A 19,475-nucleotide genomic window follows, 5' to 3' on the forward strand; every position below is an offset into this window, starting at 1 on the left:
ATCGAAGCGGTGCGAGCCCCCGCTGGGACCAGTGAAAGCGGAAACCCGCACTCGCTTATAACAAAACCATACCGTATCGTTTTGTTTTGGTCAACGATGCCGCCGTGGGTAACGCACGTGAAACGCCGTTCTCACGGAATTGTCAGCGGGAAGGGCGCCGCCGAATGGTTCCCTTAGCGGTTCCCTTGGGGGCGGACTGAACGCGGCTCGCTGGCCCAAGCGCACCGGCCAGGAACAGCCTGATCGCCAAGCGCATGCGCTTTTCGGCGGACTTCATCTCCAGCGGCGTTCCGAACGTCGCCATGCGATGGGTGTGACCGACGACCACGTCGAGAAAGACCTCAGCCGCGATGCCGGTATCCTCGACGTCCATAGCGCCCTGTGCGACCAAATGATCGAAGAAGCGCGCGGTCGTCGAGACGGCTTTCAACCAGCCTTCTTCCTTGCCAAGTTTGGCGATGTCAGGAAAGTTGATGGCCTGCGCCGTCATCATGCGGCTGAACGCGACGGCATCAGGCCCGCAGGTGAATGTCAGCATCTCGCGCCCGACTTCTATCAGGCGCTGCTCGACCGAAATGTCCGAGGAACGCGTGAGCTGCACCTCCGCCGCTTCGGCAAGCGGCGCAAGCCAACGGTCAATTTCGCGCCTCAGCACCTCCGCAAACAGTCCGCGCTTGTCGCCGTAGCGCGAATAGACGGTGGGTTTGCTGACCCGGGCTGCTTCCGCGACCGCATCGAGCGAGGTCGCGTCGTAGCCCCGGTCCAAGAAAAGCCGGGTGGCAACTTCGATCAGGCGCTGATCGCGCTCGATGGCGGCGCTCTTCGTCGGCCGGCCGCCGCGCGACTTCGGGACCTCTCGTCTTGCCGGTCTGGCCTTGGTCGCAGTCAATCCCATGCCCATCGATTCCTGCGCGGTCGTGATATCAGTCATTGCTCTATAACGCGCAGTAGCAGGGGCGTCATCGCGAATCTGGCCGAATTGGCCATATCGTCAACGTGAACTCGCGCCTCTCTTCCACCACGGCGAACCTCTCGCTGCCGTCTTCGCCGTCCGCGTTTGGCGCGTCTTGGTCCTGAAGCACTCTTGGGCGCCCAAAATCTTGCAGAAAAACCCACACAAAACTCAGTCAGGGTGCAAGCTCTGCTTTAACCTCACCGAGCAGCGCCATGCCACCTAACCGACCCAATTCGTCCGAACATTTCGCACTCTTGCCGTAGCAGCCGAATGCAACCGCTACGCGCTCCGAAAGCGGTCCGATGCGGGGCAGGCCTGTATCGCCAAAGGTGGTCATGCAAGGCACGACGCGGCGTTCTTCGAACTTGAAGTCGCGAATACGGTCAAGAATCTGTTTTTGAAGCCCATCAGCAACGTCGATTGATCCGCCCGATTTGAACCAGTCCTTGATATCCGCCTCGCTTTCGAGCGGCATATCAACCGGATCACCGCCGAGCTTTAGCCAAGTCTGGCCGTCCGGATAGGCGATTGGCGGCAGAATATAGGGATTCTGGCCTTTGGGTCCGATACAACGCATCGATGGCATTCCGGCTAAACGTTGAACCTCCGCCGCCCCAAGCCGAAACAGCGCTGCGGTACGTCCATAGACCGTAAAACCCAAGGATTGACCGAGCAGTGATTGGGTATGCCCGCCAGCCGCAACGAGAACACGCTCGGCCTCGACGCTGCCCGTTGTCGTCCGGATCGTAACACCCGAGCCGCTTTCCGAAATCCCTAGAGCAGGTTCGTCGATAGTCCGAACCCCGGCGCGCTCCGCCGCGATCGTCTGCGCCCGGACCAAGCGGCGCGGGCTGATGTATCCGGCATTCCGCGGCTCGAAATACCCCTGCATACCCGCTGTTGATCTCAGAAACGGAAATCGCTCCGCGAGCCCCGTGTCATCATATGCTTCACAAAGGATCCCGGCCTCAGCGCAGATTTTTCCAACCGAAGCGACGTCGCTGCTTTCGCCAGAGCCAACGTGAAGCACGCCGACTTCTCGGTAAAATTCCACACCGCTTTCCGCTGAAATCTCGCCGTAGCGCGAAATCGCAGCGCGGTTCACCTGCCTCCAAAAGGCTCCCGGATCGAAACTTCGCGTAATACGGCCCTCATCGTAGTGACTTCCAAAGACGCCGCCGTGGCTCGAAAAATCTGCCGGTTCATTAGGCCCGATCAGTGCAACATCATGGCCCATTTTGCACAAGTGTCGCGCAGCCGCCGATCCGATCAGACCACGTCCGATCACCGCAAGTTTGATCGCTTTATTAGCGCTCACGATTAACTCCTACGCCTTGCTGGCATAAGCAGCATGAAATCCACCATGTCAGAACCGCTCCCCTTGCTGGCCAAGGCATTGGGTCACGCCAAATGCCTTATCTATATTTCCGATACTTCTAGAGGCCATTGTCTTTCGGCACTACGGAAGAATGAAACGCCAAACTTCAGAGACCTGGCCCGCTTGTTCTTCAGGGCGGCAGCTCACGGAAGCGTCGAGGTCCAGGCGCGGCCCGATGCAGCCTTCTCATAGCCATACCGATAAAGGGCACGCATATAGGCCGTGTCGAACCCCTCAGAGGGCGACGCGGGATAGTCGCGCTCAATATAGGACAGATGGAAGCCCCAGCGATTGCGCTTGGCGAAATCGTAGGTCGAGAAGATGACCGAGCGCGTCTGGGACTGGGTGATAGACGACAGGCTGCGTGAGGCGACATCGATCGTGCTGTTGGACACGAGTTCAAAAGTTCGTTCGAGCTTCTTGTTGACGAGAATGTAGATGTTCATCCGGCTGTTTCCGGGCAGACGTCCCTGGAAGAGCAGGGCATCCGGCAGCGTCAGGACCGGAGCGGTCACGCCGCCATCGACATGCATCTCCTCAAAGCGCCGGCACTGACCCTCGGCTTCGATCAGGATCGGCGGGAAGACCAGGGGAATGCTGGCGGAGGCCGCCATCACGTCGCGAAACAGGCGCAGCGCCTCGGGCGAACCGACGGCTGCGATTTTCCCCATGTCCCAAACGACGGTGCGTTGGGTGTCGAGATCGGTCGTCACCACCAGCAGTTTTCGGCCCTTGGCATTTTCGCGCGCAACGGCGGCGAGGATCTCCGGCCCGACATAGCGGGCCACCAGCTCGCGCAGTCGCTTATTACCGAACAGGCCGGATCCGAAGAGCACGCGAATGATGCTGGGATCAGCGAGCAGGCTCTCCGCTATGCCGCTGGTGTAGACCTCCCTCAACGTGTCGTCGTATTGGGACCCGAGAAACGCAAAAGGCGCAATCAGGCCGCCGGTGCTCACGCCTGAGACGACCGAGAAGGTCGGGCGGGTGCCGGCTGCGGTCCAGCCGTTCAACACGCCCACGCCATAGGCGCCATCGGCGCCGCCGCCGGAGAGCGCGAGATAGGTCTTGGTTGAGGAGAACTGGTCTTTCTCGAAGCGGAATTTTGTGACGGGTTCGTCGGTGTAGCGCCGCAGGCCGTCGATATCGAGCACGCGGGCGCTAGAGGCATCGGCAGCGCTGTAGGGCGTCCGCGGCAGGGACGTGCAGGCGGCAGCCGCGAGGCTGCACAGCAAGACGGCTGACCTGCGCAGGCGTGAGCCTGCCCTCCTGATCCATCGGTCGGAGAGGAGTGATCCAGTCGGTAAAGAGGGGGAGGGCATTCGCCGTCAGTCACCGTACACGTGCTTGCCGCCGCCGGCCTCATCGCCCGCGACGTCCGTCCTGCCCCACTTATAAAACTATACGGTATCGTTTTATTTAACAAGTGCGAGAGCTGAGGCGCTCTGGGCGGCTCAATTGTGTCCGGCGTGGGGCACGGGCTGCTCGGAACGCGCACTGGGCGGGTTGATTGGCCGTTCCCGGCACGCAATAAGCAGCACCATGAGTCTTCCCAATCATTTCGAGTTGCTCGCCACCAACGGCCAGGCCCGCACCGGCCGCCTGACCACGCCGCATGGCGTGGTGCAAACGCCGGCCTTCATGCCGGTCGGCACCGCTGGCGCGATGAAGGGCATGCACTGGCGCGACGTGCGCGATGCTGGCGCCGATATCGTGCTCGGCAACACCTACCATCTGATGCTGCGGCCGGGCGCCGAGCGCATCGCTGATCTCGGCGGCCTGCAGGCCTTCACCGGCTGGAACGGCCCGATGCTGACCGACTCCGGCGGCTTCCAGGTGATGTCACTGTCGGACCTGCGCAAGGTGAGCGAAAAGGCCGTGACGTTTCGCTCGCATATCGACGGCGCCAAGGTCGAGCTGTCGCCGGAGCGTTCGATCGAGGTGCAGCGCCTGCTCGGCGCCGACATCGCGATGCAGATGGACGAGTGCGTGCGGCTGCCGGCGTCGCGCGACGACGTCGAACGCGCGATGCGGCTGTCCTTGCGCTGGGCGGAGCGCAGCAAGCGCGCCTTCGAGACCGCCCCTGATGGTTACATGCTGTTCGGGATCGTGCAGGGCGGCGACATTCCCGAGATGCGCCACATCAACGCGCGTGAATTAGTGGATATCGGTTTTCACGGCTACGCGATCGGCGGCCTGGCGGTCGGCGAGCCGCAGGCGGTGATGCTTGCGATGATCGAGGAAACGGCGCCGGCGCTTCCTGTGGACCGTCCACGCTATCTGATGGGCGTCGGCACGCCCGAGGATTTGCTGGAAGCAGTGGCGCGCGGCATCGACATGTTCGATTGCGTTCTGCCGACGCGGAACGGGCGTCACGGCATGGCGTTCACCCGCTTCGGCCAGATCAATCTGCGCAACGCCCGTCATGCCGACGATCCGCGTCCGCTCGACGAGGAGAGCGAGTGGCCCTCGGCGCGCAACATCTCACGCGCCTATTTGCATCATCTGGTGAGGTCAGGAGAGACGCTCGGCGCGATGCTGTTGTCGGAAATCAACGTGGCCTATTACCAGCATCTGATGCGGGGCATGCGCGACGCGATCTCACAAGGTTCGTTTGCTGATTTCCGCGCGCGTACGCGCGCCGGCTGGACGAATGGCGATATATCGCCGCGCTAGGATACAAACGATTGGCGGCGCCATGGAGGTTCGATCCTGGCCCGGCGCAGGACGCGGATCACAAGTAAATTATGCACCCGTTCGCCTCCAGGTCCGAAAACCATCGGGGCGATTCCAATGTGGTAACCCAACGAAGGTCGAGCTTCTCAAGGCGCGGCAGCGTGATCAGGCCCTCAGGCAGGCTGGTGACCGGATTTCCGCGAAGGTCGATCTGGCGCAGCTCGCGCATCGCACCGATAGAGTCCGGCAGCGTCGCCAGCTGATTGTTGCGCAGGTGAAGCTCGCGCAGGCTCGTCAGCTGCGAGATCGACGGCGGAAGCTCTGTCAGACGATTGTCCGTGACGCGAAGCTCAATGAGACCCCTCATGGTCGTGACGACCTCGGGGAAAACTTCGAACGCGTTCTCGCTGATATTGAGGTACCGCAAGCGTTGAAGGCGGCCGAGCGAAGCTGGAAGCTGCGTCAGCTGGTTATCATGCAAATAGAGGAAGTCGCGCAGCCCCTCCAGGCGGCCGAGACCGGTCGGCAGCTCACATAGCCTGTTATGGCCGAGGTCGAGCATCCGAAGCAGCCTGAGATCCCCGACACGTTCCGAAATCTCGGTCAACTCGTTGTCGGCCAGAACGAGCGTCTGCAGGTCGGTCCTGAGCCATACCTCGTCCGGTACGACGCCCAGCCTCTGCTTCCAAAGCGAAAGATGTGGATTCAACTCGCCCATCGCCCGAGATCATGCCGAGCCGTAGCGCTGAAGCCAACTCCCGCTTCCAGGCGCTCGCCCGCGGCACGTTCGAGACATTCAAAAACAAACGCGCGCCGGATGGGCGCGCGGTGACGTTGCTCAGAGGTGAGGGCCTGGACGTCAGTTACAGGCGAACCGCTTGACCGAATGCTTGGTCACGAAGCCGTAACCGCAGGTATCACAGGTCCAGAGATAGCTGATCACGTTGTCGTTGAGGTAGGCTGACGCTTCCGCAGCCACCATGGTGTCCGCACAAACGGGGCAGGTCGGCAAATCACAGCCACGCGGATCGGGCCGGGTCGCGACGGTCGACAGGATTTCAGCAATAGCTGGCATCGTGACCTCCTTGCGATCTTGCGATTTGTTGATTGAAACCTCGGCTCCATCCACGACCAAAGTATAACCAAAACCTTTGACGATGTCGCAACACAAATGCGTTGATTTCACGAAATTTGGCGAAGTTCTTGTTTTGCAATGCAGCGAATTCTTCGTTCCGGCAATTCCGGCTTGCGCATCGATGTGGCCGCCTCCTAAGTAGGAGAGCGCCTTTTCCCCGCACATGATCGCTTTGGGAGTGTCGAGATGGATGCGTCGTCAGCCGCGAGTGCAGTGCAACGTCCGGGGCGGGGACGGGTCTTCGACTCAATTGTCGATGCGATCGGCGACACGCCAATCGTTCGTTTGCGCAAATTGCCGGAGGCGCATGGCGTTAGCGCAACCATCCTGGCCAAGCTGGAATATTTCAATCCCGCCGCGAGCGTCAAAGACCGCATTGGCGCGGCGATGGTGATCGCGATGGAAAAGGCCGGCGTGATCAACGCCGACACCGTGCTGATCGAGCCGACCTCAGGCAATACCGGCATCGCGCTGGCGTTCGTCGCGGCCTCACGCGGCTACCGGCTGAAGCTTGTCATGCCGGAGTCGATGTCGATCGAGCGGCGCAAGATGCTGGCGTTCCTCGGCGCTGAGATCATCCTGACGCCGGCCGCGCAGGGCATGAAGGGCTCGATCGCAACCGCTGAGGAACTGGTGCGGACCACGCCTAACTCCGTGATGCCGCAGCAGTTCAAGAACCTCGCCAACCCCGAAATTCATCGCCGCACCACGGCGGAAGAGATCTGGAACGACACCGGCGGCAACATCGATGTCTTCGTTGCCGGCGTCGGCACCGGCGGCACCATCACCGGCGTCGGACAGGTGCTGAAACCGCGCAGGCCGTCTTTGCGGATCGTTGCCGTCGAGCCGGAGGAAAGTCCGGTGCTGGGCGGCGGCCAGCATACGCCGCACAAGATCCAGGGCATCGGCGCCGGCTTCATTCCGGACATTCTGGATCGCTCAGTGATCGATGAGATCGTCAGGGTCAACGGCCCGACGGCGATTGAAATCTCGCGTGCGCTGGCGCGCATGGAGGGCATTCCCGGTGGCATCTCCGCGGGTGCTGCGATCGCGGCGGCGCTCGCGATCGGCAAGCGTCCCGAGAGCACCGGCAAGACCATTCTGGCTGTCGTGCCGTCGTTCTCCGAACGGTATTTGTCGACGGCCTTGTTTGAAGGAATTTAGCGATGGCGGACCAGCCGCGGCGACCGAGAACCCTGAACGATGCGCGCACCGAAGCCGAGGCCGCATTCAAGCGCGCGACCGCGAAGGTGGCGCAAGCACCCGCCAAGCAAGCCGCTGTTCCCGGCGTGCGCGAGCAGGTCACGCTGCGGATCGATCAGGACGTGCTGGAATGGTTTCAGGAGGGTGGTCCGGGTTGGCAGGATCGCATCAACGAGGCGCTGCGAAAGGCTGCAGGCATTGGTTTGCGACCTGCAAAATAAAAAGGCCCGGGATGATCCCGGGCCTTTTTGGCAGATGGGTCGCTTGCCGTTAGCGCAGCATGCCGCCGACGACGCCGCCGATGAAGCGCCCGGCACCGGCCGGATCGGGGCCGGGGTTGCTATACTGGCGCTGCGGCGGGGGCTGCTGTGGCTGCGGTTGAGGCTGCGCCTGAACGGTGCTGGGGGCGCGGCGCTTGGGGGCGGGACGCTCCTCATCGGAACTCGCAGTCGGCGCGGCCGCCACGATCTCCGTCAACAGCGCCTTGTGCTGCAGCTTGTTGAGGTAACCGCTCTTCGGATAGCCGCGCGCCGCCTGCCAGCGCGTGATCACGGCGCGGGTCGGGGCGTCGAACTGGCCGGTGACCTTGGTATCGAAACCGAGCCCGTTCAGGCGGCGCTGCACGTCGCGGCGCTGGCCCTTGTCGAGGCCGATCTGGTCCTCGGTGGTCTGGTTTGCTTCGTCCTTGAAGGTCGCGGGATCGATACCAGTGCTCAGGTTGCGGGTTGCATCCTTTGCACCGCTCTCCAGCGACGCAATCCGCGACAGCGCCAGCGACCGGAACTGACCGTTGGGATAGTTGGTCAGATAGGCGTTGAACTCTTCCGGCTTGTTGGAATCCTTGATCGAGCGCCAGAACTCCAGTTCGACGTCCGAGCCAGGCTTGGCACCTGAGGCGGCCGGCGCTGCAGCCGCCACGGCGCCGGGCGCGGGCGCGCCGTTCAGGTAGACCGCGCCGATCAGGTTGGTGTGACCCCAGGGGAGCTGACCCTTGTTGGTCTCCTCGTTGACCTGGGCACGGACCTTGGTCATCGCCTGCTGGATCTCGACGCCGGGCTGGGTGAGGTTGGCGAGCAGGGCGCGCGTGAACGGGCTGTTGCCGCCTTCCTGGCCGTCGAGCGCGGTCTGGCCCGGGCCGGTCGCAAACGCGATCAGCGTGCCTTCGCCGGACTTCATTTCGGCGAGACCGGTCTGCACGTTGACGCTGCGGGTGGCGGAGTTCGACTTGATCTTGGCTGCGAACGGGTTGTCGCGGCAGGCGTCGAGGAACACCAGCTTGACCTTGGCATCGCCCATGGTCTGCTCGAGGGTGAGGTCGATATTGATCGCGGCGCCAAGCTTGACGTCCATTTCGGATTTGATGTCGGCGTCGATCGGCAACAGATAGTTGGTGCCGGAGATGGCAATGCCATGGCCGGCATAGAAGAACAGCGCGACGTCGGCGCCTTGCGCCTTCTTGCCGAAGTCGAGCAGACGTTCGGTCATCTTGTCGCGCGTGAGGTTGGACCCTTCGACCACCTCGAATCCGACATTGCGTAGCGCGGCGGCCATCGCCTTGGCGTCAACCGAGGGATTCGGAAGGGGTGCGACGTTCTTGTAGGTGCCGTTGCCGACGACGAAAGCGACGCGCTTTTCGGCTTGAGCGGTTCCGGCCGCAAAGACGATGCATATGACGGACAAAATGAGCGTTGGGTAACGCATAAGAAATCCCCCTGCAGAATCAACAAAGGTTTTGGCTGTAACGCTGGCTGGACATTACAAATATCGCCCGCTTCGCACCACAAAAAAGCAGCCGAACGGCCAAATCCGGAGCCATCCGTTACCCTCGCGACACGCGCCCTAGCGTGATCTAGATCACAGCCCAGGAAATAAACTTCAGCTTTGCACGCGCGCAGGCGGCGAAGGATTCGGTTTCAGGTTCAGCAGATTGCCGGTGAGGATCAGCGCCGCGCCGAACACGGTGAATGCATCCAGCCGTTCCGAATAGATCAGCCAGCCCGCAGCGGCGCTCAACGGAACCCGCAGAAAATCCATCGGGATCACCACGGTGGCATCCGCGTGCAGCATCGCGCGCGCCATGCAGTAGTGAGAGAACGTGCCGCAAAACGCGATCACCACCACCCAGCCCCAGAGATGGGCTGGCGGCCAGCTCCAGACGTAGAGCGCGGGGAAGAGACCGGCCGCCGACTGTATCACCAGCATCCAGAACATGATCGAGAGCGTCTGCTCGGTCCGGGTGAGCGACTTTACCATCGCTACCGAAACGCCGAACCCGACCGCGGCCGCCAGCGCGATCAACTGCCCCGGATTGATCTCGCTGGCAGCGGGGCGAACGATCACAAAGACGCCGACGATTCCGAGCACGATCGCAGCGATCTTCCAGGGTGTCATGCGCTCGCCCAGAAACGTAGCGGCCAGGATCGCGGTCCAGATCGGCATGGTGAATTCGATCGCCACCACCTGACCGATCGGGATCAGCGTGAGCGCAAAGAACCAGCCGAGTTGCGCGCCGTAGTGAACAAGGTTGCGCGCAACGTGCTGCGGCAGGCGTTTCGTCTTCATCATGGCAAATCCGCCCCTGGCGCGGATCAGCGGGTACAGCATCAGAAAGCCGAGGATCGAGCGCATCTCCATGAGCTGGAACACGTTGATCTCGCGCGCCGCCTCGCGCCCGGCGATCGCGATGATCAGCATCAGGGTCAGCCAGCCGGCCATCCACAGCGCGGCCAGGGTTTTGGATTGTGTGCGGTCCATTCGCGGGGAGATCAGTTGAGGGCGTGCCGGTATCGGCGAGCGCGCCACAATTTGCAACGCGCAAATGCGCGGGGGCAGCGATGCACGCCTTTGCAATTTCACTGTGGGAGCGGCTGCCGGTTCAGTGCTAAGCACCTTCGTCATTCCGGACGTCGCGCAGCGGCGATCCGGAATCTCGAGATTCCGGGTCTGGTCCTTCGGACCATCCCGGAATGACCAAGGAGGAGGACTTACGCATGCGCATCTTGCAACCGGCCGAATGGTCGAAACCCCGCGGCTTCTCGCATGGTGTCGAGGTCGACGGCCCTGGTAAATGGATCGTGCTGGCCGGCCAGACCGGCGGCGACGAGAAGGGCGAGTATGCTCCCGACATGGCCGCGCAGGTCGGCACGGCGCTCAAGCGCATCGTCAAGCTGCTTGGGGAAGCAGGCGCCGGTCCTGAGCACATCGTGCGCTTGACCTGGTACCTGACCAGCCGCAGCGAATACGAGGCTTCAGGTCCCGGCATCGGTGCGGCCTGGAAGGAAACACTCGGGCGCAATTTCCCGCCGTCGACGCTGCTCTACATCGACGGGTTGGTCGACGTCAGGGCCAAGGTCGAAATCGAAGTCACCGCCTTCGTGCCCAAGGCGTAACCGGACATCACAACTGCCGCACGGGCGCTGTCCGTTTGATCAGGCGCGCCGGCAAAGACAAAAGGATACTATAAGCCAATGACCGCTACTCGATCGACCTCGGCAGATTTCGTCACCGCCTTCGCAACCGGCTGGCCCGAGCACCAGCCTCACATCATGGTGCTGTCGCTGACCACGCACCGCGGCGTGCAGGATTTTGCGTTCAACAAGGAGCAGGCCTTGCTGATCGCCAAGACGATCAAGGAAACCGCGGCGAAGCTCGAGAAGCCGAAGACGAGTTAGGGAGGGTCGCCATACCGAGAACTGTCCATCGCCCGCGAATGCGGGCGATCCAGTATTCCAGCGACGTCCGTATTCCAGCGACGTCCGTGGTTGAACCGAGAAGCCGCGGCGTACTGGATCCTCGCTTTTCGCGGGGATGATGACGGGGGTTATTTAGACAGCGAGATATTGGCAGCGCGGAACACGCTGTCGGCCCTCAGGGCGATCTGCTGCTTGTTGCCGGTGGTCTTCAGCGAGATGTTGGCGGCGAATCCGGCCGCCTGGGCGATCACCTGGAAACTGCCGCCAGCCCCGCGGCCCTGGATGGTGCCGCCGATGTTCCGGCTGGTTTCGCTCCAGGTGCCACTGACTTCGCCTCCGGCTGCGACCACCGCCGCTTGCAGGTTGAACCTGTAGGCGTCGCTGGCGCAGGTGAGGGCCATTTCCATGCTGGCCCCGATCACCCTGTAGGTGGAGCGGCAGCGGATCCGCTCGCTCGAACCGTCATCCAGCGTCACCGTGCCAGGACCGGACCATGTGCCGGCCATGCCGGCGAACGTACTGGACTGGGCGTAGCTCGTAGTGGTGGTGGCCAAGACCGTCATAAAGGCCGTCATAAAAAAAGCGACGGCTGCGAATGTCAGCCGCCGCGCTTTGGCAGAAGATTCAAAAGTTTGGCTTGCCTTATTGACGGGACGCTTCCCATCGACCGCTACATGCGACGCCCGCTGAAGCCCCATTCCATTTCCCCGATCCGGAGTTGCCACTGAGTTGACCGTTCGCATATGCACCATTGATCGAGACTCGCACAAGTCCCCCGCTGCCGACGCTGCCGGAAACCGGACCGCCAGAAATCTTGCCGCCGGTGACATTCACGGTCGACGTAGTCTGCGCATCGCAATTGCCCGTTTTTGTGACAACCGTGACCTGCCAAAGGCCGTCATAGGGGTTCTGGGCGGAGGCGGGAGCGCTGGCAAAGGTGGCGGCGGAAGCAAGCAACGAAACAAACAACAGGTTGTGAATGCGGTTGGAGCGCATGGATCAAGTCCTCGAAATGTGTGTGATGGCTCGCCTTATCTGGTCACAATGTGTCCAAACTTGGGTGCGCCGCAGCACCGTGGAAAGTTCCCGCGATCTCAAACACATCAAGGTGAATCCGGTTCCGGGCGGGGAACGAAAAATTCGCCGTTTGAACATAATTGGGAGTCGATTGGAGGTATTAAGGTAAGGATTAGTGCTTGCCGTCGCACAGGCTCGGCGCCTGGGTGGCGAACTCCTCCTCCTGCGGCGTGGCGGGGAGATTGTTATGGGTCTTGGCGTGAAAGATGACGTCAGCGAGCAGTTTCTGGCCGAGCGGGGCCAGCGCGCGCTCCCAGAGCTCGCGCGCAGTCTCTCCCTTCCTGACGAACACCCATTCCTGCGCGGCGATCGCGCCGGCATCCATCCGGTCGGCGAGATGGTAGATGGTACCGCCAGCGATTGGATCGCCTTCCTTGATGGTCCATTCGACTGCGGCAATGCCGCGATGCCGGGGCAGCAGCGAGGGGTGATAGCCAATGCCGCCGAGTTTTGCTGTGGCCAGCGCCTCCCTGGTGACGCGGGCATGGCTGTGTGCAGTGACGATCAGCTCGGTCCCCCGTGCGATTTCGGAGGCGATCACGCGCTTCGGATCGGCCTGCACCACGACGTCAATCCCGGCGGCCCGGGCCGCGGCGGCAAGCCGGTCTTCACCGTCGTGAACGACGACGCGAACGATATCGACCCCATGTTGGCGCAAGGTGTTCATTGTCGTCACGCCAAAATGGCGGGAACCGACCAGGGTAATCCGCATGTGTTCTGTCCGTCGTTAATCAGGCCGATATGCCGATAGCACACGATGCCGGCCTGTTTCGCTGCTCGCCAACAGGCTCGCGGGTTATCAACAGGGCAGGGCGCCGAGCATAGGCGGAGTGGCAGGCGCCTAATCCCGTTCCGTCACCATGACAGGATTCGCAGTTCTGGCCTGGAATAGGGCGAGGCCGGTGATTGGACCGGCTCGGGCTGTGGTTCAGCTACCCTTTGCAGGCACTCCCGCAAGTCGGCGCTGCACTGCTTCATCTGGTTGCGAAGCTCGCGCCGGGCGAAGGTGGTGAGGGTGGGATCGCCAAGCTGCTGCCAGGCAGCGCGCAGCCATTGCTGCAGGGCGCGGATATCGGAATCGAGCACTTCGGGCTGGTTCATGCCGCCGGAATCTCAAAACGTGATCGCGCCTTAATTAGGACTGATTCTCGCGCCGACGCCTACTCCGTAACAGGGCGGACAGCACGATATGGGCTCCGCCTGGAAGCTGGGGAACGCGCGCCCTACATGTTCGTTGAGTGGGAGCCTCCTGGAGAGACCTCGATGTCCCGCAATCCGGCGCTTGTTCTCTTCGTGGCGCTCAGCCTGATCGTTCCCGTAAAGGCATCAGCACAACTGACGCCGCCAGCCGGCTCGGCTGGCGCCGGCAATTCGCCGATATCGGGCGTGCCGTTCGGACCGGCCAACCCTAGGGCGCTATCCGATCCCAGCGGCATCGGCAATGCCGCAAGCGTGCCACCGCTCCGCCCCAACCCCCCGCCGCCGGCCGTCTCCTACGGCTCAGTCGAAACGCCGCGCGCACGTGTCGTGACGCCGCCATATCCAAGCGCCTCGCAGCGGATCATCAGTGCGCGCAAGGCCCCGCGTAAGTCACCGGTTCGGCCGCGGGGGCGGCCGGAGGTGAGTAGGTTCACCGGGATCTGCCGCGGGTGCTAGCGATCAGATTGCGATCCATCCTGCGGGAAACCAAGCCCGCCGGAAGACTGACATTTTCGCGTCCGGCCACGGCCAGGAACAAATTTTCTCTTGCCGGATTTGTCCAACGTCAAGCGCTCAGCGGTCGTGCGTGCTGGTCCTGCATGTGCCGACACCGAGTATCGTGCAACGCAAAATTGCCCTTTGGCAGGGATGGCAGGAATGAACATCCAGCGACGGACGGCCAAGACTTTCTCCCAGCCAGGCCGCTCCGCCTCCTTCGCGCTTGATCTGCCTCGCGATGAATGGCGGCCGGCGCACGAAGACCGGCTGGCTGTCACGTACGAACATGTCGGCGTCGGCATCGTCGAGATCGATGAGGCCGGGCGGATGCTGCGCGTCAACCAGAAGGCCTGCGATATGGTGGGACGAGAAGCGGCCGACTTGCTCGGCCGCTCCATCTTTGACGAAACCTCGCCACAGGAGGTCGCGCAGGATCTCGCGCAGTTCAGACGACAGATCGCGGGCGAAATCGATCGCTACACCATCGAAACGCGTCTCGCGCGCAAGGACGGGTCATACTTCTGGACCGAAGTGACGTCCTCAAGCGTTTGCGATGCGTCGGGAAATTTCCTCTACGCTGTGCGCGCTCAGCATGACATCAGCGCCCGCAAGCAAGCCGAACAGGCGCGGTGCGCCGCCGAAGACCGTGCGCAGCAACTCGTGTCGATCGTGGAATCCTCCGACGACGCGATCATCAGCAAGGATCTCGACGGGATCATCAGGACCTGGAATTCAGGAGCCGAGCGGCTGTTCGGCTATGCCCCCGGCGAGGCCATCGGCAAGCCCGTGACGATTCTTTTTCCGCCAGGACGCGAAAACGAGGAGCCTGGGATCCTCGCGCGCATACGGCGAGGCGAGCGCATCCACCACTACGAAACGGTTCGCCGGCGGAAGGACGGGAGCCTTGTGGACATCTCGCTGACTGTCTCGCCCGTGCGCGACCACGCGGGAATTATCGTCGGCGCGTCGAAGATCGCCCGCGACATCACCGATCGCAAGCAAGCCGAACGCAAGCTGCGGGAGAGCGAGCAGCGCCTTTCCGAATTGCTCGCGGCGATTCCCGCCGCGATCTACACGACCGACGCGCAGGGGAAAATTACGTATTTCAATCCGGCGGCAGTCGAATTCTCGGGGCGGACGCCCGCGCTCGGCAGCGACGAATGGTGTGTCACATGGAAGCTGTTCAACCCCGACGGCACGCCGCTCCCGCACGACCAGTGCCCGATGGCGGTTGCGCTGAAAGAAGGACGCGCCGTGCGCGGCGCCGAGGCAGTTGCTGAACGGCCGGACGGGACGCGGGTGCCGTTCATTCCGTTCCCGACGCCGCTGCAGGACACTTCCGGCCAAATCACCGGCGCCATCAACATGCTGGTTGATATCAGCGAGCGACGGCAAGCGGAAACCCAGCAACGGCTCTTGCTCGATGAACTCAATCATCGCACCAAGAACAACATGCAGATGCTGCAGTCGCTACTTTTCTCCGCGGCAAGGACCGCGCGCAGCGAGGAGGCGCGCAAAGTCCTGAACGAAGCCAGCGCACGGATCGCGGCCATGGCGGCGGCGCAGCGTGTGCTGTACGGCCGAAGCGATGCCACCTGCTTCGCTGCGGAGGAATTTCTGCCGGCGGTTTGTCAGACCATTCGGCAGTTGCTGCCGACGGATGCACGAATTGAGTGTGACGCGGCGCGCGGCGTGCTTTCCAACGACATGGCGATGCCGCTGGCATTGATATTGAATGAGCTGCTGACGAACGCAGTGAAGCACGGCATCAGGGATTATGCGAGGCAGGCCGTTCGCGTCAGCCTGACCAGCCAGGACGGACGGCTGGCGCTCTGCATCGAGGACGACGGCGAGGGGTTCGACCTGGAAGCCGTGCGCAAGACCTCGTCCGGGCTCCGGCTCGTACTCGGCCTCGCACGCCAGCTCCATGGAACACTTCGCGTCACGAAACGCCCTTCGCGGGCGTGCCTCGATTTTCCTGCTGCCAAGAGCTAGGCCGGTGACCGATGACGACGGCCCATCAGAACGCAGGGCATATTGCGTTGCCATCCGAGCCGGACCGGAATCGTCGCCACCTGCTGAAGAGACCCGGCGCATGGAAGGGAAGCTGCGGGTTCTTGTCGTCGAGGACGATTTCCTGATCGCCATGCAATCCGAAGTCGCGCTGACGGCTGCGGGCTTTGAGGTTGTCGGTCCGGCCGCGACCGCCGAGGAAGCCATCGCGCTCGCCAGCGAGGCCCAACCGACGCTTGCCGTGATGGATATTCGCCTGGCCAGCACCCGCGACGGCATCGACGCCGCACGGCAACTCTATCAGGACTTCGCCATTCGCTGCATCTTTGCGACCGCGCACGACGATGTGTACACGCGCGGGCGCGCCGAGCCCTACGCCCCGCTCGGATGGCTGCCGAAGCCGTACACCATGGCGTCGCTGGTCTCGGTGGTCGTCGAAGCTCTCGCGCAGTTGCGCCGGCCGTAGCGGAAGCGTCGGCAGTCGGACCGGAGCTATGGAACTTTTCGGCCGAAGCAATTGCAGAGAAGACGGATCGACCGTGGATGGGCGGCCTTCGTGGGAGGGGTGTACTTCAACGCTCAGCCGCTAGCAGTATCTCTAATGCCGCGCTCGCGGCTCAACCGTCCGGCGGCCAAGGACCTCCGTCGGATAGGAGATCGACAAGGGGCAGCAGACGTTTGACAAATGCGCCTGAGGCGCCGCGGCGCCTCAGGCGACGTTTTGCTTTCTCCGCGGCGCTAGTCGGTGCGGTAGGCATCCAGCGCGTGGGCGGCGAAGATCCCTACGCTAATCAGGGCAAGGATCCCTGCTGACAGCTCGATCATTGTTCGGCGTCCCTGTGTTTTTGTTAATAACTAGGTACGCAGTCGTTTGTTTCAGGCAGCAGTCGAGCAATCGTGAACTTGACGTTTGGCGAGGGACAGCCGGGCTAAATGGAACAGGGGAAGACCTTCGGCCAGCGCTTCTTCATCCCCGCGGCAAGCTGGAATACCAGGCGATTTCGGATCGCGTCGATGGGGCGTACGTCGATGGGGGCGTACTTGGCGTGAGCGCGACGGTCGGCCGCCTTCACTCTCAGCCATAGGTAGTGCACCGATCGTCCTTCAAGACAAAGCCGCCAGGCGGAGATCGCCTGACGGCTTGCTGGTGTGGGCCCGGACGCTTGGGGGATTGTCCGGTGGCTGATCGTTAGGCCTCCCCGCAGCGGGCGGCAATCGAACTTGCAGTTTAACCTAACCAGTCAACCTTACCGACCGCGATCGCTCTTGGTGAGCTCAAGCAAAAGCAACGTAATGGTCGATTTAAGATTTTCACGGCGCGTGGTCAAAGCTCTCACCGTCATCGGAAATGCAAAGTGATAAGGATCTCTCGTCGGACTTTTCTGTAGTTCAGCCTCAATGCTTTGATCAAGCAAGCGGAGGACGTTCTTGATATCGATTAGCATTGCTTCAGTTTGTTGACGCCTTCGCCTAAGCACGTCATCCGCCGCGAGCTGCTTGCGCTCTGCCATGGCCTGTCGCTTAGCCTGAACGCGAACATGATGTCGTAGATCCGCTGTCTCGAATTGGGGCTGGCTCATTTGTTTGCTCCGCAATGGCACATCGCTGGCAGCGATACGTGGCGATGCTGTGCGGAGAGCAAGGAGCTTGCCAGAAACAAAATGACCGCCCGAAGGGCGGTCTCTCTGTTTGTGAGTGCAGCTTTGAGCGGCGCGATCGTCCCAGGACTTCGACCGCGGTCGACGAGGGTGTTAACTTTTTCTTAAGGATTCCGCTGAGATAGTTCAGACTTTAAGAAATTGCGAATCATCGGGCTGGAGATTTGCCATGCTCACGACGGTTCTCTTGATGGCTTTGACCGCGCTGGCCGCTTGCACGGTTATTCTTGTCCGCTTCGAATTGTTAGCCCGAAAGCGAAGAGCGTCATAACTGCTTCAGGCGGTAAGCCAATGCAGGCGAGGGTAGCGCAGCCGGACATCGGGAGCCGAACGGCTGTGTAGCTACAGGTCGAAGACCACGCCAAGTCTGAACTCCTTGCGCCACACAACGCGGCAAGGGAGCTTTAGCTTGTCATCCGGCAAGATCAATGTGAACTCATTGGGAATGCGGATCAGTTCGGAAAAGTCCAGCGCCGCGCCCGTGCTAGATATGTCACGAACGATGCAAGGATACTTGTCGCCGCCGTAATCGATCTTGGCAGGCTTCATCACGCGAACACGTGGAGCAATCCGGGTTTCCACCATCGCAATAATCCACTCTAAAATGTTGCCTTAATAGCACTGAACTCTTAAGGCGTTGCAAAGATGGAACCCGTTTTCAGGCAATCGTGCTTTCTCAAATAGCGGCCTCACATCCGAGCCCCGCTTGCCGCAGACTTGATAGCCGCAGCTTCGTGCCCAATTTTGCCAAGAATCGAAATCAGCCTGAATAAGCCATTTTGGGGAGTGCCCTTTGGGGAGTGCCCTGGCATGGCGCGGCTCTGCGCATGTCGTCCGGCAACGTCGTGCGCAGAGCCGTCTATTGTCAGAAGGCTCCGGCAACGAGGACCCGCGAGCACGTATTGCCGGGGCCGCTAACAGATTGATTCAACGCGGTACGCACATCATGGATTGCCGACTCCATCGGTGATGTGGGCCGCAAGGGGGAGATGGCTGGGATGTGGCCGGGCACACGTTCCGAACGGGCAAACCTTGCTGCCATCCATCGCGGACACAAGCCCCTTCAGACGTGCTGCTGCACCCGACGCCACATCCGCCCGCGGCCAAAGCTGGTTCGGCAAGAGCAAAAGCTACAAAGAAGGCCCCAAAGCAAGCAAAGCGGATCATCATGGCGGCTCCTCGCTGTCTTGAGCACGGGTTAAACTTGTGCTGTGAATACCGTTCCTTTGCTCTGCTCGGATCCAAGCTACCGCCGGTCACGCTAGGGGCTCATTGCGGCCAGCGGCCCGGCGCGGATACGCGACGCTGCACTAGAGCCGCTAATCCAACGGCTTTAGGTACCCTCGCGGGGCTGGCAGCAAGGCTACCCGGCAAGCCATCCACTGTCATACTAGCTTCACCTGCCATTTTTTCCCGGCAAAGTGTCGTATCATTGTTCCAGTGTCAGCTTTGTAACAGACGCGTCCCATTCCTGATGCTTCAATGTCCCAGTTTCAGCACGTGCAGTTACTTACCGAGTTAGCCCGGCCACTGGCCGGGCTTTTTCGTAGGCTACAGTGACCCCAGCGTCTGCCATACGATGGCCAGCACCAGGAGCATGGCGTAAGCGGTTCTGCGGCCAATGCGGTTTACTTTAGTAGACTCGGCGATGCCGCTGATAACCTCCGAAATATGGATTGATGACACACTGTGCCGAGCGGCCCGATGCCGATGCGTTGCATTGAGGCAGGGACGTGTAGCGGCATTCGTAATAGGTGGCCGGGCCATATACCCGCAGGCAAACCGGATAAGCCGGATCGTATGTCTGGGCGGCCACCGGCCCTATTGAGACTATCCCGATAGCCAAAATCGCCAAGGCCAGAATGCGCATCAGAGCCTCCTTCGGCATTCACTCCAAGACCTCATACTCGAAGGCCACACCTTCCGGATCGTTCTCCTGGAACCATTTTTCCGCGGCGTCCTCGCTCGCAAACCTTGTCACCAACTTGAT

At 61.6% G+C, this 19,475-nt stretch carries 22 protein-coding genes; 8 read left to right on the plus strand and 14 right to left on the minus strand.

Features of this window, described 5'->3' with window-relative positions; all coding sequences use genetic code 11:
- Nucleotides 1-142: 142 nt before the first annotated feature.
- From YUO_RS0102935 to YUO_RS0102945, 3 genes are all read right to left on the minus strand, one after another.
- Nucleotides 143-895 carry a TetR/AcrR family transcriptional regulator gene (locus tag YUO_RS0102935; RefSeq protein ID WP_028345961.1) on the minus strand — a complete coding sequence of 251 codons (753 nt, stop codon included), beginning with the start codon at nt 893-895 and terminating at the stop codon, nt 143-145.
- A 232-nt stretch (nt 896-1,127) separates the two neighbouring features.
- Nucleotides 1,128-2,273 (minus strand): NAD(P)/FAD-dependent oxidoreductase, encoded by a 1,146-nt coding sequence (locus YUO_RS0102940; RefSeq protein WP_063830265.1) that lies wholly within the window; start codon nt 2,271-2,273, stop codon nt 1,128-1,130.
- A 203-nt stretch (nt 2,274-2,476) separates the two neighbouring features.
- A complete protein-coding gene (locus tag YUO_RS0102945; RefSeq protein WP_028345963.1) occupies nt 2,477-3,568 on the minus strand; it encodes a patatin-like phospholipase family protein in 1,092 nt (363 codons plus the stop codon).
- A gap of 307 nt (nt 3,569-3,875) precedes the next feature.
- Between YUO_RS0102945 and tgt the strand changes: the two genes are divergently transcribed.
- Nucleotides 3,876-5,009, plus strand: a complete 1,134-nt coding sequence (tgt, locus tag YUO_RS0102950) for a tRNA guanosine(34) transglycosylase Tgt (protein WP_028345964.1) — start codon at nt 3,876-3,878, stop codon at nt 5,007-5,009.
- 58 nt (nt 5,010-5,067) lie between these two features.
- Here tgt and YUO_RS0102955 read toward each other — a convergent pair whose 3' ends face one another.
- Together YUO_RS0102955 and YUO_RS0102960 are read right to left on the minus strand one after the other, a co-directional pair.
- Nucleotides 5,068-5,727, minus strand: coding sequence for a leucine-rich repeat domain-containing protein (locus YUO_RS0102955; protein ID WP_028345965.1), 660 nt, complete (start codon nt 5,725-5,727; stop codon nt 5,068-5,070).
- Nucleotides 5,728-5,868: 141 nt separating this feature from the next.
- Nucleotides 5,869-6,084 carry a hypothetical protein gene (locus tag YUO_RS0102960; protein WP_028345966.1) on the minus strand — a complete coding sequence of 72 codons (216 nt, stop codon included), beginning with the start codon at nt 6,082-6,084 and terminating at the stop codon, nt 5,869-5,871.
- Between the two features lie 246 nt (nt 6,085-6,330).
- On the opposite strand from YUO_RS0102960, the gene cysK reads away from it, so the two are divergent.
- Both cysK and YUO_RS0102970 read left to right on the plus strand, forming a co-directional pair.
- Nucleotides 6,331-7,308 carry a cysteine synthase A gene (gene cysK / locus YUO_RS0102965; protein ID WP_028345967.1) on the plus strand — a complete coding sequence of 326 codons (978 nt, stop codon included), beginning with the start codon at nt 6,331-6,333 and terminating at the stop codon, nt 7,306-7,308.
- A gap of 2 nt (nt 7,309-7,310) precedes the next feature.
- Entirely contained in the window at nt 7,311-7,568 is a 258-nt protein-coding gene (locus YUO_RS0102970; RefSeq protein WP_028345968.1) for a BrnA antitoxin family protein, read from the plus strand.
- 49 nt (nt 7,569-7,617) lie between these two features.
- Here YUO_RS0102970 and YUO_RS0102975 read toward each other — a convergent pair whose 3' ends face one another.
- Both YUO_RS0102975 and YUO_RS0102980 read right to left on the minus strand, forming a co-directional pair.
- A complete protein-coding gene (locus tag YUO_RS0102975) occupies nt 7,618-9,048 on the minus strand; it encodes a caspase family protein (protein WP_028345969.1) in 1,431 nt (476 codons plus the stop codon).
- A 174-nt stretch (nt 9,049-9,222) separates the two neighbouring features.
- Nucleotides 9,223-10,101: a DMT family transporter gene (locus YUO_RS0102980; protein ID WP_028345970.1), complete on the minus strand. Its 879-nt coding sequence runs from the start codon at nt 10,099-10,101 to the stop codon at nt 9,223-9,225.
- Between the two features lie 236 nt (nt 10,102-10,337).
- On the opposite strand from YUO_RS0102980, the gene YUO_RS0102985 reads away from it, so the two are divergent.
- Nucleotides 10,338-10,736: a RidA family protein gene (locus YUO_RS0102985; RefSeq protein ID WP_028345971.1), complete on the plus strand. Its 399-nt coding sequence runs from the start codon at nt 10,338-10,340 to the stop codon at nt 10,734-10,736.
- Nucleotides 10,737-10,814: 78 nt separating this feature from the next.
- On the plus strand, nt 10,815-11,018 hold the full coding sequence (locus tag YUO_RS0102990) for a hypothetical protein (protein WP_028345972.1): 204 nt from the start codon (nt 10,815-10,817) through the stop codon (nt 11,016-11,018).
- A 149-nt stretch (nt 11,019-11,167) separates the two neighbouring features.
- Here YUO_RS0102990 and YUO_RS0102995 read toward each other — a convergent pair whose 3' ends face one another.
- The 4 genes from YUO_RS0102995 to YUO_RS0103005 all read right to left on the minus strand — a co-directional run bounded on the left by YUO_RS0102995 (nt 11,168) and on the right by YUO_RS0103005 (nt 13,217).
- Entirely contained in the window at nt 11,168-11,602 is a 435-nt protein-coding gene (locus YUO_RS0102995) for a hypothetical protein (protein WP_156908449.1), read from the minus strand.
- A gap of 79 nt (nt 11,603-11,681) precedes the next feature.
- Nucleotides 11,682-12,035, minus strand: a complete 354-nt coding sequence (locus YUO_RS44465) for a hypothetical protein (protein WP_083754438.1) — start codon at nt 12,033-12,035, stop codon at nt 11,682-11,684.
- 193 nt (nt 12,036-12,228) lie between these two features.
- On the minus strand, nt 12,229-12,828 hold the full coding sequence (locus YUO_RS0103000) for a formyltransferase family protein (protein ID WP_028345974.1): 600 nt from the start codon (nt 12,826-12,828) through the stop codon (nt 12,229-12,231).
- Nucleotides 12,829-12,971: 143 nt separating this feature from the next.
- Nucleotides 12,972-13,217 carry a hypothetical protein gene (locus YUO_RS0103005; RefSeq protein WP_028345975.1) on the minus strand — a complete coding sequence of 82 codons (246 nt, stop codon included), beginning with the start codon at nt 13,215-13,217 and terminating at the stop codon, nt 12,972-12,974.
- Nucleotides 13,218-13,379: 162 nt separating this feature from the next.
- On the opposite strand from YUO_RS0103005, the gene YUO_RS0103010 reads away from it, so the two are divergent.
- The 3 genes from YUO_RS0103010 (at nt 13,380) to YUO_RS0103020 (ending at nt 16,293) form a co-directional block, all read left to right on the plus strand.
- Nucleotides 13,380-13,772, plus strand: coding sequence for a hypothetical protein (locus YUO_RS0103010; protein ID WP_028345976.1), 393 nt, complete (start codon nt 13,380-13,382; stop codon nt 13,770-13,772).
- Between the two features lie 201 nt (nt 13,773-13,973).
- On the plus strand, nt 13,974-15,809 hold the full coding sequence (locus YUO_RS39575; RefSeq protein ID WP_051379193.1) for a PAS domain S-box protein: 1,836 nt from the start codon (nt 13,974-13,976) through the stop codon (nt 15,807-15,809).
- A 4-nt stretch (nt 15,810-15,813) separates the two neighbouring features.
- On the plus strand, nt 15,814-16,293 hold the full coding sequence (locus YUO_RS0103020) for a response regulator (RefSeq protein WP_235782610.1): 480 nt from the start codon (nt 15,814-15,816) through the stop codon (nt 16,291-16,293).
- Nucleotides 16,294-17,074: 781 nt separating this feature from the next.
- On the opposite strand, the gene YUO_RS0103035 is transcribed toward YUO_RS0103020, so the two are convergent.
- From YUO_RS0103035 to YUO_RS44470, 3 genes are all read right to left on the minus strand, one after another.
- A complete protein-coding gene (locus YUO_RS0103035; RefSeq protein ID WP_028345978.1) occupies nt 17,075-17,407 on the minus strand; it encodes a hypothetical protein in 333 nt (110 codons plus the stop codon).
- Between the two features lie 420 nt (nt 17,408-17,827).
- Nucleotides 17,828-18,070 (minus strand): PilZ domain-containing protein, encoded by a 243-nt coding sequence (locus YUO_RS0103040; protein WP_028345979.1) that lies wholly within the window; start codon nt 18,068-18,070, stop codon nt 17,828-17,830.
- Between the two features lie 1,048 nt (nt 18,071-19,118).
- The gene (locus tag YUO_RS44470; protein ID WP_083754501.1) at nt 19,119-19,355 is read right to left on the minus strand and encodes a DUF3551 domain-containing protein; all 237 of its coding nucleotides are present in this window, start codon (nt 19,353-19,355) and stop codon (nt 19,119-19,121) included.
- Nucleotides 19,356-19,475: the final 120 nt, after the last annotated feature.

The sequence above is a fragment of the Bradyrhizobium murdochi genome (assembly GCF_000472965.1).
GTDB classification, from domain to species: Bacteria; Pseudomonadota; Alphaproteobacteria; order Rhizobiales; family Xanthobacteraceae; genus Bradyrhizobium; species Bradyrhizobium murdochi.

Coding starts and splice junctions, on each gene's coding strand:
- cysK (WP_028345967.1), top strand. CDS start 6,331: ATGGATGCGTCGTCAGCCGCGAGTGCAGTGCAACGTCCGGGGCGGGGA.
- YUO_RS0103010 (WP_028345976.1), top strand. CDS start 13,380: ATGTCCCGCAATCCGGCGCTTGTTCTCTTCGTGGCGCTCAGCCTGATC.
- YUO_RS0102960 (WP_028345966.1), bottom strand. CDS start 6,084: ATGCCAGCTATTGCTGAAATCCTGTCGACCGTCGCGACCCGGCCCGAT.
- YUO_RS44470 (WP_083754501.1), bottom strand. CDS start 19,355: ATGCGCATTCTGGCCTTGGCGATTTTGGCTATCGGGATAGTCTCAATA.
- YUO_RS0102975 (WP_028345969.1), bottom strand. CDS start 9,048: ATGCGTTACCCAACGCTCATTTTGTCCGTCATATGCATCGTCTTTGCG.
- tgt (WP_028345964.1), top strand. CDS start 3,876: ATGAGTCTTCCCAATCATTTCGAGTTGCTCGCCACCAACGGCCAGGCC.
- YUO_RS44465 (WP_083754438.1), bottom strand. CDS start 12,035: ATGCGCTCCAACCGCATTCACAACCTGTTGTTTGTTTCGTTGCTTGCT.
- YUO_RS0103035 (WP_028345978.1), bottom strand. CDS start 17,407: ATGAGCCAGCCCCAATTCGAGACAGCGGATCTACGACATCATGTTCGC.
- YUO_RS0102970 (WP_028345968.1), top strand. CDS start 7,311: ATGGCGGACCAGCCGCGGCGACCGAGAACCCTGAACGATGCGCGCACC.
- YUO_RS0102935 (WP_028345961.1), bottom strand. CDS start 895: ATGGGATTGACTGCGACCAAGGCCAGACCGGCAAGACGAGAGGTCCCG.
- YUO_RS0103005 (WP_028345975.1), bottom strand. CDS start 13,217: ATGAACCAGCCCGAAGTGCTCGATTCCGATATCCGCGCCCTGCAGCAA.
- YUO_RS0102990 (WP_028345972.1), top strand. CDS start 10,815: ATGACCGCTACTCGATCGACCTCGGCAGATTTCGTCACCGCCTTCGCA.
- YUO_RS0102985 (WP_028345971.1), top strand. CDS start 10,338: ATGCGCATCTTGCAACCGGCCGAATGGTCGAAACCCCGCGGCTTCTCG.
- YUO_RS0103000 (WP_028345974.1), bottom strand. CDS start 12,828: ATGCGGATTACCCTGGTCGGTTCCCGCCATTTTGGCGTGACGACAATG.
- YUO_RS0102955 (WP_028345965.1), bottom strand. CDS start 5,727: ATGGGCGAGTTGAATCCACATCTTTCGCTTTGGAAGCAGAGGCTGGGC.
- YUO_RS39575 (WP_051379193.1), top strand. CDS start 13,974: ATGAACATCCAGCGACGGACGGCCAAGACTTTCTCCCAGCCAGGCCGC.
- YUO_RS0102995 (WP_156908449.1), bottom strand. CDS start 11,602: ATGACGGTCTTGGCCACCACCACTACGAGCTACGCCCAGTCCAGTACG.
- YUO_RS0103040 (WP_028345979.1), bottom strand. CDS start 18,070: ATGGTGGAAACCCGGATTGCTCCACGTGTTCGCGTGATGAAGCCTGCC.
- YUO_RS0102980 (WP_028345970.1), bottom strand. CDS start 10,101: ATGGACCGCACACAATCCAAAACCCTGGCCGCGCTGTGGATGGCCGGC.